This window comes from Alishewanella sp. d11, assembly GCF_049390205.1.
In the GTDB taxonomy this organism is placed as follows: Bacteria; Pseudomonadota; Gammaproteobacteria; order Enterobacterales; family Alteromonadaceae; genus Alishewanella.
In genome coordinates this window covers 2886144-2901044 of sequence record NZ_CP186547.1, presented here as the reverse complement: position 1 = coordinate 2901044, position 14901 = coordinate 2886144, and the positions used below count along the sequence as shown (strand labels likewise).

The window sequence follows — 14901 nt, the reverse complement described above, 5'->3', positions numbered from 1 at the left end:
TGTTAGAATGCGCGTTCAGCGACCACATTGACTAAGCTTTGCGCTTTTAATGCCGCATGCCCTGCAATAACGACTTGCTCATCTAGGCTTACGCCTTGCAGAATTTCCACCACATTATCGGCGGTATAGCCAAGCGTGACTTGACGCTGTTCCACCCGATTTTCACTATCCAGCACCAATACACTTGGCAGATTATCCACCGTTAACAGCGCACGCTTGGGCACCAGTAAGGCCTGCTCGCGGGTATCAAATTTAATTTCAACTTGGCTGAACATGCCAGGCTTTAGCTGGCGTTGGCTATTGTCGATCAACAAGGTTGTGCGCACCGTGCCAGAAGCGGCATCGACCACTGGGGCTACGCGACTGACAGCGGCGGTAACGTCTGGAACGCCAGCAAAGCTCAAGGTTGCGGCTTGACCAGCTTGCGCTTGTAACATTTGTTGTTCCGGTAAATGCACTACCGCTTCTAATTCGGCTTCACTCACTAAATGAAATAACGATTGCGGGGTAAGTTGATTCACCAGTTGCCCCGTTTTTACATAGCGCCGCGCGACTACGCCAGAGATGGGCGCCCGAATTTCAGTTTCGCGTAAGTTAAGTTCCACTAGTGAAACAGCCGCTTGCATGGCTTCGACTTGCCATTTCAACTTGTCGTAAACATCGGTGCTTACTAATTTGCGCTGGTGCATTTCGCTCATGCGGGTTAATTCAGAACTTAAGCGACCTAACTCCGCTTTTTCGCGCGCCAGTTGATGACGCTGCCGCTCATTTTCTAACACGGCCAATAATTGACCTGCCGTAACGTGATCGCCTTCTTCAACCAGAATTTTTTCAACGATCCCACTGGTTTTTGCCATCACTTCGGCCTCGGCTCTGGCCGCCAGCGTCGTCGTGGTGCGGTAACTGCTGCTGATCGCCCCCGTTTTTGCCCGAGCCACTTCCACCGGCAGCGCCACTTCCGCCGCTGGCGTGCTATTACTCACACTTTGCGCTTGGTTGCAGCCACTCAACAGCAAAGTACTGCTGAAGATTACAACGGCTAAGGGCATCATTTTATTCATTTTTTATATTCCTTTACTTAAGGCGATGGTCGATTGCCTGAGATTGCACTCACTATGCCAAAAATTAATGAATTTTAATATCAATTACTTAGCCGAAAATTGTTACAATCTGCGACAAATGAAACACCAAAAAATAGTCAAAATCACCACATTTTAGCCAACAACTGGTCCAACCGCACTCCGGTACCAGCCAGACCTCCGAGCTCCTACCGGTACCGGAGTGCGGTTTGACCTCGGAGGTCTGGCCGGCACCGGGGACGTTAGAGTGTATACTCTAATTAAGGAACGCATTATACTGTGCGACTTTGTTTCAACAAGGTGTACAGAACATGCTTAAAAGAACCACTCTCGCTGCCGCAATTCTGCTGGCATTAACCAGTCAAACCGCGCAAGCCGAAGGGTATAAACTGTTAGAACAATCGGTAAGCAGTATGGGTAATGCCTATGCTGGGCGCGGTGCGCAAATTACTGATGCCACGCTGGTCTACTCTAACCCTGCGGCGATGGTGCACTTAACAGGCGAACATTTCTCAGGCGGTTTAAACCTGATCCATGCTCGCACCAACTATTCCGATGTCACCGCGCTAAATGCCCGAGGAGAGCAAGTTGCTGGTCGTGATAGCGGCAAAGCCTTATTAACCGAGTTGGTGCCCTTTGCATTTTACTCACAACAATTAAGTGAAGATATAACTTGGGGCTTGGGCTTTTACGTGCCCTTTGGCTTGTCGTCAAACTACCAACAAGACTGGGCCGGCCGTTATTTTGCCGACGAAACAGCGGTAAAAGTCTTAAGCCTGCAACCGGCTATCGGTTACAAATTAACAGACTGGCTCTCGGTAGGTGCAGCGGTCAGTTTAAACCGCGCTGAAGGCTTACTCTCCAAATACAAAGATCACGCTGGCCTGTGTGAACTTGGTACCGGCATTAATCAATTGGTTGGCCGTGATGTTTACAATGCCGCTTTCTGCGACAGCCACTACGAAGTGTCAGGCCATGATATTAGCTGGGGTTACACCTTAAGTTTGCATGCTGAGCCCCTGCAAGGCACAAAGTTAGCGCTGGTTTACCATTCGGCGGTGCGCTACACGCTAAAAGGCGATTCGGAAATTACCAATACGCCGATCACTGCCGCGACTGCAGGAAACACGCCTGGCTTGGTTGCGATTTCGCCAAACTTACCGCTACTAGATACCAACACCGGCAAACTGGCTTCGCGTGATTTATTGGTAGAGAAAAGTAAACTTGATCTCACCACGCCCGCCACCTTGAGCTTTGCTATTGATCAGCAAGTAAGCCAACAACTGTCTTTACAAGCCAGTGTGCTGTGGACAGGTTGGAGCAAATTCCAAAGCATTGATATTTTGAGTGATGATAGCTCACCCTCGATTTCAATTAGCACAGGCCCAGCGTTAGGCGAAGCAGGCTATATTGGCTATATTCCACAATATTGGCACGATGCATGGTCAGTATCAGTCGGCGCAACCTACCAGTACCAGCCTGACTTAACCTTACGTGCCGGCATCGCCTATGATGAAAACCCCATCAGCAAAGCCCGTAAAACCGCGCGTATTCCAACCTCGGATCGGGTTTGGTTAAGCGCAGGTTTCACCAAAGCCTTAAGCCCATTAAGCAGCTTTGATGTGGCTTATGGTTATATGTTTATGGATGACGTGAGCATTAACGAAGCAGAATACGGTGTGGCAGGTAACAGGTTAAACTTTGCCAATGTGCAAGCGAGCTATTCGCATAGCGCTCATGTTATTGCGCTGCAGTATAATCGTAAATTCTAAGTAGTATCTCGCCCGCTGCTGTTACCTCAGCGGGCGTTCAGTTTACCCACGCTATACTTCAATCACTTCCGTCCCTGTGGCGCCTTAAGAAACAATTAAGCCAAACGGAAAGGCCTAGGTAAGCGTAAATATTTACGTTAGACTTAAGCCCTTAGCCGATTTCTTTCTAAACCGAGGTGTCAGATGTTTTCGTTAAAATCACTTAAAAACATATCCTTAGTATCTGCCCTACTGATTACGCTGGCAGCCTGCACTAGCCCGAAACAAGCAAAAATTGATTTCGACAAAGAGACCAATTTTAAGCAATACCAAACCTTTGCTTTTTATCAAACCGTAAAAGCTGAACCCTCAGAAACTGCAGAGGCGACAGCCGCACCAACCTATGATCCTTTGGTTGACCAGCATATCAAAGCTGCTATTAGCCGCGAAATGACGGCACTGGGTTACCGTTATGCCCCTGAATCTGCAGAACTGTTGGTTAATTACTCCACAAATACAGAAACGCGGGAAGATATCCGCACTTCGCCTTTTCGTATTAACGCCAGCTATGGCTTTTTTGGGCGTAACTCGGCGTTTCACTTAGGGATGCCGCTGTATGGAGAAGTTGAAACGCACCGCTACCAAGTCGGCTCCTTACTCATTGACGTAGTGGATGCAGCAGCGAATCGCTTAATTTGGCAAGGCATGTTGGAAGGTAAACTTAACAAAAAAGCGTTACAGCAGCCTGAGCAAGCTATTAACGAAGCCGTTGGCATTATTTACCAGAGCTATCCTACCCGCTTAGCAAGTACAGCGGCAAAATAACGCTTAGTTGCTAACAGCGACAGCAAAGAATCGAAAAAATGGGGGCTAACGCCCCCTTTCACTAAATAAATGTGAACACTTGAGGAAGGAAAAACCTCCTTACTATGTCCGGTAATGATGTCAATTTGATGACAGCGCAGCAATCGACTGCAGAGCCAATCCGTTTAGCAAAACGTCTGGCACAAAGTGGTCTTTGCTCACGTAAAGAAGCCAGTCGTTTAATCAGTGCAGGGCAAGTTACTGTTAATGGTCAGCTTGCCTCGCACATAATGACAGTAAGCGCAGAGGATCATATTGAAGTTGCGGGAAAGACCTTAGCGGCAGTGAAAGCCTTAGCGTATTGGCTGTATCATAAACCTGTGGGCATTGACTGCAACAACAAACCCGCGGATCCTGCGAGTATCGCGCAGCTGCTAAAGCAATTGCCTGAACGGGTTTTTGCGGTAGGTCGTTTAGATAAAGATTCGCGTGGCATGTTGCTACTGACTAACGATGGTGCTTTTGCTCAGCGCTTGTTACATCCCAGCTATGCCCATCAAAAGCGCTATCGGGTTACCTTAGATAAGCCGATACCTGCTGAGATCAGTCAGGCTTTTCGTGCGGGTATTCAGTGGCAAGTTGGCCCGCATCACTATCAAGCCAAGCCATGTACTGCACATCGTGTCGGCGAGCGGGAACTTGAGATCACCCTAACCGAAGGTCAACATCGGCAGATCCGCTATATGTGTCGTGCGCTGGGCTTTCAGGTGTTGGATTTGTGCCGCATTGCCATTGGCAGTGTTACCTTAGGTGAATTAGCCGCGGGCGACTATCGACCGCTCACTACAGCCGAATTAACCCAACTTTTTGTGTTGCAAGCGCCAGAGCCAACAGCATAACAGCAAGGTAACCAAGTACATAACCACAGAGCCTACCACGATCCCTGTCCAATTTGCCGCTTGCCAAAACGGCTGTAAGTAAAGCCCGCCACTACTCGCGCCCACATAATAAAACACCAGATAAAGCGCACTGGCGCTGGCTTTGGCCCGCGTGGCATGCTGGCTTACCCAACTGCTGGCAAGGGAGTGACATAAAAAGAAGCCAAAAGCACTGATAAAAAAGCCCGCTACAATAAGCCACAGAGAGGGCAATAAGGTCACGGCTGAGCCGAGCATCATCACCACAATGCCCAACGCCATCGCGCCTGGTGTCGAGAGGCGCTGTGCAATACGACTGGACAATGCCGAACCTAAGGTGCCAGTAAGATAGGTAATAAACAGTAAACCAATTAAGCTGCTGCTTAAGTTAAACGGCGTATCGGCCAAGACAAAGCTGATGTAGGTGTATTGGTTCAAAAACACTAAAAAATTTAAACCACCAATTAAATAGGTCAATAACAATAACGGTTGGCGCAAATGAAACCAGTTATCGGATAAGGCCTGCTTTAAGCGAAAGGGCTTGGCTTGAAACTGGGTAGCAGCCGGTAAAAAACGCCAAATAAAGTAGCAGCTTAACACCCCTAATAAGGTCATTGGCCAAAATACCCACTGCCAATGCCCTAAATCGGCTAAGCCGCCTGCCAATAAACGCCCCGAAATGCCGCCTAGCGAATTAGCACTAATGTAATAACCAACAGCAGTGACCAGCGCAGGCTTAGCATATTCTTCCCCCATCCAAGCAATCGCAATTGCCGGTAAGCCACCTAAAAAACAACCTTGTAGGGCGCGCCAAAATAACAAGCTACTAAAACTCTCCACCCAGAGCAGCATAAAGGTGCTGACAGTCATCCCCATTAAGGTTAGTAACAGTAATTTTTTTCGCCCCCAGGCATCAGATAACGAGGCATACACCAATAAGGATAAGCCTAAACAGAGGGTACCAATGGTATAGCTGGTACTCACAACAAGCGGTGATAAAGCAAACTGTCGACTGAGTTCGGGTAACAGCGGCTGCATTAAATGCAAATTGGCAAACACGGCCACAGCAGCAAAACACAGCGCAAACGCACTGCGATAAAACGCGGTAGATTTATAGTCAATCACACCGAAAACCTAAAAGTGTATTCCTGCGAGTATTTTACCTGAAAGCGCTGACAGGCGCAGTAAGCTGAAAGAGAAGCTGCACAAAAGCTTGAGCTAGGGCAAAAACATTCTAAAAAATCGAAAAAACTCTGCCATTAATTGCACTAGATAAGCTAAGTAAGCGCCCCTATATCAGAGCAGTGTTCTTAATGACCTTTTAAGGGATCCTATGCAAAACTTATTTTCGCCACTGCAATTAGGCGCGGTTAGCTTAAAAAACCGTATTATCATGGCGCCGCTCACGCGCTGTCGTGCCACTACTGAGCACTATGCCACTGCGCTAATGGCAGAACATTATGCCCAGCGCGCCAGTGCCGGGTTATTGATTGCCGAAGCCACCATGGTCAGTGAAGGCAACTCAGCGTTTTATCGTGAGCCAGGTATTTATTCAGCAGCGCATGCCAATGCGTGGCGGCAAGTCACACAAGCGGTGCATGCCAAAGACGGCAAAATTTTCTTGCAACTATGGCATGGTGGTCGCGCTTGCCATCCCTATTTAAATAACGGCAAAGTGCCAGTATCTTCAAGTGGCAACGCCATTGATGGCTATACCCATACACCAGAAGGTAAACAAGCCTATACCGCACCACGGGTGCTGTCGACCGCTGAAGTCGCTGCTGTGGTGGCTGAGTTTCGTCAAGCGGCTATTTATGCCAAGCAGGCCGGCTTTGATGGCGTGGAAGTGCATGGTGCAAATGGCTATTTAATAGACCAATTTTTACGTGATGGCATTAATCAGCGCACCGATCGCTACGGTGGTAATATGGAGAACCGCGCGCGCTTTTTGCTAGAAGTATTAGCCGCGGTGATTGAAGTGTGGGGCAGCGATCGTGTTGGCTTACGCTTATCACCACTTAACAGCTTTAACAGTGGCAAAGACAGTAATCCATTGGCCTTGGTGCGTTACTTAGCTGAAGTGTTAAGCCCACTGCAGCTGGCTTACTTACACCTAATGCGGGCTGATTTTGCGGGTTTACAACATGGCGATGTAGTCAGCGTGGCGCGTGCACACTACAAAGGCAACCTGCTGGTAAATATGGGCTATTCGGCAGCCGAAGCTAATCAAGTGATTAGCCAACAGCAAGCCGACGCCGTCGCTTTTGGTAGCGCTTTTATTGCCAACCCTGACTTGGTAAGACGTTTTCAAGAAAACCTACCACTGGCCAGCGCCGACATGGCCACCTACTACAGCCACGACGCTCAAGGTTACACCGACTACCCCACTCACCCCTAAACGTCTCCGACACCTGTGGATAACGCCTCGGCGTTACCCACAGTTTTTCAGCCGTCTCCGGTACCAACTCCGACACCTGTGCATAACTTAACCACATTTTCAGCACCGTCTCCGACACCGGTGGATAAGTGGTGGCGGCTGGCTAGCTTGCAGTAAGTTAACGGCTCGGTTAGAGTGATCATTGCAAAATAACCACGCTGCGCACACTTACGCAAATAATAACGAGAAAAACCCTGTTATGTCTGAAACCACCTTGCGGGCTTTGCCCCCTCCTCCGTCTGTCACGCGCTGGACAATCTTAATCTTTGTTAGTTTGGCGATGTTTGGTAACTACTATGTTTATGACTCACTAGGCCCTGTAGTCAGTCTATTAAAGTCAGATTTGAATTACAGCGAGCAGCAAATCGGCTTTTTAATTTCGGTATATAACTTTGGTGCCATTGGTGCCTTATTGATTGGCGGGATCATTATCGACCGCTTTGGTACTAAAACAGCGCTGGCACTCTTTGCCAGCATTTGCTTTATCGGCGCAGTGGTGACCGCGATTAGTCCAATCTACGAAGTGATGGCCACTGGACGCTTTATAGTAGGTTTAGGCTCAGAACCGTTAATTGTGGCCGCGACTACCATCTTAGCGAAATGGTTTAATGGCAAAGAATTAAGTTTAGCCTTTGGCATTAACCTGTCGATATCACGCTTTGGCTCAGCCTCGGCAGATTGGTCCACTAACTTTGCTAGCCCGCTATACAGTAACTGGCAAGATCCTTTATGGCTTGCTACGGCTTTTGCAGGCATTTCGGTTACAGCAGCCCTGTTATATTGGTCAATGGAAAAACGCTGTGAAGGACGTTTTAATTTAAGCGTGGCCGCAGCAACCGACAAGCTGAAATTACGTGAGTTATTTCACTTTAATCAGCGCTACTGGTTTATCGTCGCGCTCTGTGTGGTGTTTTATGCCACTATTTTCCCTTTCCGCTCCTTTGCTATTAATTATTTCGAACAAGCTCATGGTTTGACGCATGAAGCATCGGGTTTGTTAAATAGCATGATGATGATTTCCGCCATTGTTGCGACTCCGCTATTCGGATTATTGATTGATAAAGTGGGCAAACGCGGGTTATTTATGACCTTAGGCTGCTTACTGATGCTGCCAATGTTTTTGGCCATAACCTATTTACCACCTGGCGTGCCCATTATGTTATTTGGCAATGCGATTCCATTAACGCTGTTAGTCATCATGTTACTGCTGGGCTGTGTCTTTTCATTGGTGCCCGCAGCACTCTGGCCTTCGGTGGCCTATGCGGTTGATGCCAGACGCTTAGGTACCGCTTACGCCACGATGACGCTCTGTCAGCAAGTAGGTTGGTCTATCGTGCCCTTAGTCGTCACAAAACTAAATGCGATGAACAACGCCGGTGCCGATAATGTGGCAGGCTATGCAGCGGGTATGTGGTTCTATACCGGCCTGGTGTTTATTGGTTTAGTTTTTGCTTTTTTACTTTGGCGCGACGACAATCCGCCTGCCGTGATCCGCTAACATAGCGACGATTAAAAATAGCTGACTGCCTTGGTCAGCTTTTTTTTGACCATACCAAGCGAAATTCTGAGTATTAAGACCATAAATGCCTCAAGTCGACTAAGCTTATGCCGATAAGCTGTTAAGGCTAACTTCGTGCGGAGCGACAAAATGACCAGTATCAAGTTCGATATGCCGACCAATGTGAGTCGAAACAATCCAGAAAAAATAGATACTGCAGTGCTTAAACAAAGCAAAGCACAACAAAATGCGGCCCTGTTACAGGCTAGTGAAAAGGTCGCCCTGCAAAGTGGCAACAATGCACTTGGCTTACTGTATAAAACCGCCTTAGAAGGCATCAACAAGGAGCTGGAGCCTGTTTTTGGTAAAAATGCCTCCCAACAAGTTTACAACGCTGGCATAGATACTTCACCAGAAGCCACAGCGGAGCGCATTGTCGGCTTTGCGACTAGCCTGTTCAAGATTTATCAGCAACAAAAGCCCGCTACAGACCAAGAACAACAGTTAACTGATTTTATGGCAGTAATAGGCAAAGGGATTAATCAAGGCTTTGACGATGCCAAAGCGATTTTAACTGGTTTAAAGGTATTTGAAGGTGAAGTCGAAACTGGGGTTGGCAAAACCTTCGAACTGGTGATGCAAGGCTTACAAAGCTTCCAAGAAAAAATGCGTGAAAGCTTTAAACCGGCCGCAGATAAAAACGAAGCCGAGATCCCCCCGAAAACAGCACCTTAGCAATGCTTCGGGGGAATGCTTGCTTAGCCAGATGTTCCTCTATCTTTGGGTAGCTCTATCCCCAAAGGCTCAACACGGGTGACTAATAACTGGTCGATTTTGTAACTGTCGATATCAACCACTTCAAATTTATAGCCAGCATGCAGCACAAAGTCGGTACGCTTGGGGATCTTACGTAAGCTGTACATCATAAAACCGGCAATGGTTTCGTAGTTTTCGGCATCGGGAAAGCTATCAATATCCAAAACCCGCATCACATCGGCTAAAGGGGTTAGGCCTTCGGCTAACCAAGAGTTAGCATCACGCGCGACGATTTGTTCCTCTTCCGAACTCACCAGCTCGCCCATCACAATGCTCATCACATCTTTTAAAGTGATAATGCCAACCACCAGCGCGTATTCATTGAGGATGATCGCAAAGTCGATACCCGCCGATTTAAAGTGCTCTAACACTTCGTATAAAGATAACGTATCTGGAATAATCAGCGGCGAACGCACTACGCCTTCCTTGGTTAACGAAATAGGCTGATCATGTAATACCTGCATCAGAATATCACGGGTATCGACATAGCCGACCACGCTGTCTAATACTTTGTCACACACTAAAAACTTCGCATGTGGATGCGCGGCCAATTTTAATTTTATATTTTCTGGTGATTCATCTTTGGTAAAAAAGATCAAACTCTCGCGGGCTGTCATGGCGGAAGTTACGGTGCGCGATTCCATATCGAACACATTTTCTAACAACTGATGCTCATGCTCTTGTAATACACCTGCCTGCGCCCCTGCATCCATCATTGCCATAATATCATCGGGCGTTATATCGTCTTTGCGCATGGTCGGCACGTTAAATAAGCTAAAAAATAAGTTCGCCAAACCATTAAACAACCAAACAAAAGGTTTTAGTATCGTAATCAAAAACAACATAGGGCCAACAATACGAATGGCAATTTTTTCTGGTGAAATCATCGCCAAGCGCTTTGGCATTAAATCGGCAAACAAGATAAATAAAGAAGTGACAAAGAACACCGATAGGGTAAAAGCGGCAGCATCAACCCAATACGCATCCGTAACCAATGCTAACAGTGCCGCAAAATAAGGCGTAAACGCCGATTCACCTAAAATACCGCCCAAAATCGCCACGGCATTTAAACCAATTTGTACCACCGTAAAAAAATTACCAGGATGCTCTTGCAGTAACAGTACCTTTTCGGCACGTGCATCGCCTTCAGTGGCCATTAAACGCAAGCGCATCTTGCGCGAAGCGGCTAATGAAATTTCTGATACCGAAAAAAACGAACTGGCAGCCACCAGTACCAGCATAATAATTAAATATTCTAAAGCACTCATAATGTATCCAATAGGGTCTATCCTGTTTAAGTGTTAGACTTAAACCTGAATTATTATACCTGATCCGTAAGTAAATTTTTTTACAAAGTAGACTTTCTTCAAAAACTTAGTTAAAACTACTCTAATAATAGATAAAAATAAAAATGGCACTGCATGCGCAAACCCACAACTTATTTGCTGATCTGTAGCCTATGCGGCCTGTTGGTTTTATCTTCTGAGATAAAGGCTGATGAGCATGCCGACGGCCAAATTGTTGTTGTAGACAGTTTACTGCAGACAGATCCCGCGCTAGAACAACAACTGGATGACATCCTGGCATTGCAACTTACCGATCCACAGGCCGCTAGTCAGCAGCTTGCTGCTGTACTGGCAGCGATGCAACAACAAACGCCAGTTGAAACCAAAGTCCGCGCCATTACATATCAACTTTTTAATGCCTTATACGCCAATGATACCCAAGCGACAGAGCAGATCCTTACCAAACTGCAGCAGTTTAAAACGGCTAATTTGCCGTTAAATGCGCGGATTGAAATTCAAGCAGCAGAGCTTGAGGTAGATGTTATTCAAAATCGCCTTAACCAAGCGTATTTAAAAGCAGAAGAAATTCAAGCAGTCATCAGTGATATCAGCAATCCCCGCATTCGCTATTGGGTAAATGCATTGCTGGGTAGGTTATTTCGCATCGATAGTCAGTATGATAAGGCACTAAAACATTATGATCTTGCGCTTGATGCTCTTTCTACCACCTCAGATTCCAGACAATTTATCCGCCGCGCCTATTTAAGTCAGCAAATGGCGCAGGTTTATGCTGAACAAAAAAATTGGCCTGCAGCCAAAGACCTGCTTGAAAAGCTCTATGAGGAAACTAAACGTAATAACGCCGAAAGTTTATTACCCGATATTTATATCACCCTAGGCTTTGTGTTGGCCGCACAGCAAGATTTTACTGCCGCCGCAGATATTTACCAGCGCGGGTTAATACTGTCTCGCAAAAATAAACAGCAAAACCTTGCTATTACCTTTATGAATAATTTAGGCAGCATTTACATTGAACATGGCGAAATTGCCAAAGCGAATGAGATATTTCAGCAAGCACTGCAAGAAGCAGAAGCCCTAAGCGATGAAGAAAATATTCAATTACTGAAATTTAATATTGGCTATGCCCAAGTGTTAGCAGGTGAGCACGAAGCGGGTATCGCGCAAATGCTAGATACGCTGACCTTTTATCAGAAACGAAATTACAAACCTGAAATGGAAGATATTCTGGGTTGGCTTGCCAAAGCTTACAAAGCCATGGGTGATTTTAAAATGCAAGCCGCTACTTTAGAGCAACAAATGCAGCTACGTGAAGAAATCATGGCGGCAGAGCGCGAAAAAAACACTCAAACGCTACAAGCAAGGTATGATTTAAAATCGCAAAATCAGCAGATCACTATTTTGCAACAACAAAATAGTCTGCAAGAAGAATTATTAAAGAACCGAAAATTACAGCAAACTATCACCTTACTCTTTGTAGTAATTATGCTGATCGCTTCTGCTTTATTGATTAATCTGTATCGAAAAGTAAGAAAAACCAATAAAAAACTAAAAGAAGTTAATAAGCAACTGGAGTTCCAATCGTTGCGCGATCCACTGACCGGTTTATTAAATCGTCGGGCCATGCAAGAAAAAATGGCTGCTCGACATGCCTCTGAAGAAAAGTCAGCTTGCGGCTTATTGATTTTGGATATCGATTTCTTTAAGCAAATAAATGATAACTACGGCCATGCGGCTGGAGATAAAGTCTTAATTGAAATCAGTCATCGACTTAATATGCTGGTCAAAAATGACGAAATGCTGATTCGTTGGGGGGGCGAAGAATTTTTAATGGTGCTAGATAGTTCAAGCTGCGCAGCAATCGACGCTTTGTGTCAGCGTATTTTAACGACTATCAGTGCAACCAGTATTATGTACGAAGGCAAAAGTATTGACGTAACCATTAGCGGTGGTTTTATCAATTTACCTTTTGCCGGTGTCGCTGAACAGCAACTAAACTGGGAGCGAGTATTGCAAATTGCGGATATGGCTCTTTATTTAAGCAAGGTTAATGGCCGCAACCAAATTACCGCTATCGATGGCTTAACCGTGCCCTTTGCACAAGCAGAGCCACATTTACAATCAGATTTAAATGGCGCGATTCGTGAGAAACAGATTCAATATCACGTAGTTAATGGCTAAACCTAGAACAATAGCTGCCAAAGTTCAGCCCTAGACTCAACGAAACATTTTATTATTGTGTTGCTGTAAAAATTGCTCAAAGTCTTTTACAGGTAAGGGTTTAGCAAAAAAGTAGCCTTGATAATGATAACAACCTAACTTAAGCAAGGCATTTAGCTGCCCAGCAGACTCCACCCCTTCAGCCAAAACTTCTAATCCTAGGGTTTGCCCAAGCAAAATAATGGTTCTAACAATAGCCTGTTCGTTCTCGTCACTTAGTAAGTCCTCGACAAAACCGCGATCAATTTTTAGCTGATACAAGGGTAAGCGCTTTAAATAGACCAAAGAAGAATAGCCGGTACCAAAATCATCCAATGAAAAACGGATCCCCAGCTGCTGCAGTTGTCGCATTTTATCGACAACATTAGCAAAATCATCCACCAGCATACTTTCGGTAAGCTCTAATTTTAAGGTGGTTGCATCGGCTGCAGTCTCGGCCAGAATGTGCTGGATCATTGCCACAAAATCGCGCTGACGAAATTGCTGAGCACTGATATTGACCGACAACTCTAAGCGCGCCGTTGCGACATTGCTTTGCCATACAGCCAGTTGTTGACAGGCTAGGCGTAAAACAATTTCGCCTATGGCGAGAATTAAGCCGCTTTCTTCGGCAAAATCTAAAAAGTCGCTGGGCCCGAGTAAGCCACGCGTGGGATGCCGCCAGCGTACCAAGCTTTCAGCACCTACCACGATGCCAGGATGCACCAATTGCGGTTGGTAAAATAGCTCAAATTGCTGTTCCGCTATCGCATCACGTAACTCTAGCGCTAACAGAATTCGTCGCTTGGCTTGCTGTTGCAGTTGGGCGTCAAAAAACACTAAGCCATTACCCGTATTTTGCTTAACTTGATACATGGCCATATCGGCTTGGGTAATCAGCACATCGACATCTGTACTATCGCCTTGAAATAAGGTTGCACCAATACTCAAGGTATTTTTAGGACGGACTTGTTTTAATGCAACATTATCGGCAACCCTAAGTTGCAGGCGCTCAACTAAATTGGTTACCGCTTTTACCGCCTTAGCCTCGTCAGAATCTAACATTTCAATCAAAATCAAAAACTCATCGGCGTTTAAGCGCCCTACCGTGTCGCCATAAGGTATCGCTGCGGATAACTCGCCGGCAACAAGGGTCAATACTTTATCGCCCATGTTATAGCCTAAGCTATCATTTAACGTTTTAAAGTCGTCAATATCTACAAACAATAACGCCGCGTACTGCTGGCAACGGCTACTGTGCAGCTGGGCTTGCGCGATACGTTTAAGCATAAGTTGACGATTCGCTAAGCCAGTTAGCGGATCAAAGAAGGTAAGCTGTTCGGTTTGCCGTTCTATTTGTTGGCGCATTAAGGCACCGCAGATGTTACCTGCCACCAATTGTAAGCCGGCGATATGCTCGGCAGGCCACTGTATCGTCGAACGAACAATATCTATCCCAAACATACCAATAAGCCGAGATTTACTGCGAATCGGCAACATAATCAGTGATTTAATGTCTTGCGCTGCTAACAGCTGATATTCGGGTGACGCGGCAGGAAAAGCAGACACATCGTTTATGATGCTAGGGTTCCCTTGATGCCAATTAACAAACCAATCACCAAAATCAGCTGATTTTAGTTGTTGTAAATGGGGCATTTGTGCCGACACCCCCATAGCACACCACTCGTGTGTGTTACTGGCTAAGCTTAAATCATCCGAGAAGCGAAACAGATAACAGCGGTCTGCGGCATAAAACTGGCCTATTTTAGCCAGCGCTTGCTCAATAACGAGATCAATTTCTACGCCAGAAGCCTGCGCAAACTCGCTTGAGAGATCTGCAACCAGATTAAAAAACGCTAACTCGTCTGGAAAAGCCGATGACAAAGGCGCCTCGCTTTCACATGAGGAAAAAGAACAATAAAAACAGTCTATCTGCTAATGGCTGAAGTTGCAAAAGCTCAATAAATAACCTGGTAAAAAAAGTGTAATGCAAGGTATCGGCAGCAGCTGTTGCAAGAACTAGCCTTTGGTCTAAGTTTTATTCAGTGAAAAGTTTTGTACAGTAGGCAAATAACCATAAAACCGATAAGGACAAC

The 14901-nt window shown here is 46.1% G+C and carries 11 protein-coding genes; 7 read left to right on the top strand and 4 right to left on the bottom strand.

All coding sequences use genetic code 11. The annotated features are described in order from the left end of the window. Positions 1–2: 2 nt before the first annotated feature. Complete coding sequence (locus ACO1PK_RS13150; RefSeq protein ID WP_423186062.1) at positions 3–1061, bottom strand: efflux RND transporter periplasmic adaptor subunit; 1059 nt, start codon at positions 1059–1061, stop codon at positions 3–5. Positions 1062–1390: 329 nt separating this feature from the next. Here ACO1PK_RS13150 and ACO1PK_RS13145 point away from each other — a divergent pair, with 329 nt between their 5' ends. The 3 genes from ACO1PK_RS13145 to ACO1PK_RS13135 all read left to right on the top strand — a co-directional run bounded on the left by ACO1PK_RS13145 (position 1391) and on the right by ACO1PK_RS13135 (position 4533). Beyond that, positions 1391–2851 carry an OmpP1/FadL family transporter gene (locus tag ACO1PK_RS13145; RefSeq protein WP_423186061.1) on the top strand — a complete coding sequence of 487 codons (1461 nt, stop codon included), beginning with the start codon at positions 1391–1393 and terminating at the stop codon, positions 2849–2851. Positions 2852–3034: 183 nt separating this feature from the next. After that, entirely contained in the window at positions 3035–3655 is a 621-nt protein-coding gene (locus ACO1PK_RS13140; protein WP_423186060.1) for a DUF4136 domain-containing protein, read from the top strand. Positions 3656–3759: 104 nt separating this feature from the next. Continuing rightward, complete coding sequence (locus ACO1PK_RS13135; protein ID WP_423186059.1) at positions 3760–4533, top strand: pseudouridine synthase; 774 nt, start codon at positions 3760–3762, stop codon at positions 4531–4533. Here the strand turns inward: ACO1PK_RS13135 and ACO1PK_RS13130 are convergent. Further along, positions 4489–5676 (bottom strand): MFS transporter, encoded by a 1188-nt coding sequence (locus tag ACO1PK_RS13130; protein WP_423186058.1) that lies wholly within the window; start codon positions 5674–5676, stop codon positions 4489–4491. The genes ACO1PK_RS13135 and ACO1PK_RS13130 overlap by 45 nt on opposite strands. 208 nt (positions 5677–5884) lie before the next feature. Here ACO1PK_RS13130 and ACO1PK_RS13125 point away from each other — a divergent pair, with 208 nt between their 5' ends. The 3 genes from ACO1PK_RS13125 to ACO1PK_RS13115 all read left to right on the top strand — a co-directional run bounded on the left by ACO1PK_RS13125 (position 5885) and on the right by ACO1PK_RS13115 (position 9221). Continuing rightward, complete coding sequence (locus ACO1PK_RS13125; protein ID WP_423186057.1) at positions 5885–6949, top strand: alkene reductase; 1065 nt, start codon at positions 5885–5887, stop codon at positions 6947–6949. A gap of 238 nt (positions 6950–7187) precedes the next feature. After that, positions 7188–8486: an MFS transporter gene (locus ACO1PK_RS13120; RefSeq protein ID WP_423186056.1), complete on the top strand. Its 1299-nt coding sequence runs from the start codon at positions 7188–7190 to the stop codon at positions 8484–8486. A gap of 150 nt (positions 8487–8636) precedes the next feature. Further along, positions 8637–9221 (top strand): DUF5610 domain-containing protein, encoded by a 585-nt coding sequence (locus ACO1PK_RS13115; RefSeq protein WP_423186055.1) that lies wholly within the window; start codon positions 8637–8639, stop codon positions 9219–9221. Between the two features lie 23 nt (positions 9222–9244). Here the strand turns inward: ACO1PK_RS13115 and ACO1PK_RS13110 are convergent, their stop codons facing one another. Next, entirely contained in the window at positions 9245–10570 is a 1326-nt protein-coding gene (locus ACO1PK_RS13110) for a hemolysin family protein (RefSeq protein ID WP_423186054.1), read from the bottom strand. Between the two features lie 153 nt (positions 10571–10723). Between ACO1PK_RS13110 and ACO1PK_RS13105 the strand changes: the two genes are divergently transcribed. Further along, complete coding sequence (locus ACO1PK_RS13105) at positions 10724–12787, top strand: diguanylate cyclase (RefSeq protein ID WP_423186053.1); 2064 nt, start codon at positions 10724–10726, stop codon at positions 12785–12787. A 36-nt stretch (positions 12788–12823) separates the two neighbouring features. Here ACO1PK_RS13105 and ACO1PK_RS13100 read toward each other — a convergent pair whose 3' ends face one another. Continuing rightward, on the bottom strand, positions 12824–14689 hold the full coding sequence (locus ACO1PK_RS13100; protein ID WP_423186052.1) for a sensor domain-containing phosphodiesterase: 1866 nt from the start codon (positions 14687–14689) through the stop codon (positions 12824–12826). Between the last annotated feature and the right edge of the window lie 212 nt (positions 14690–14901).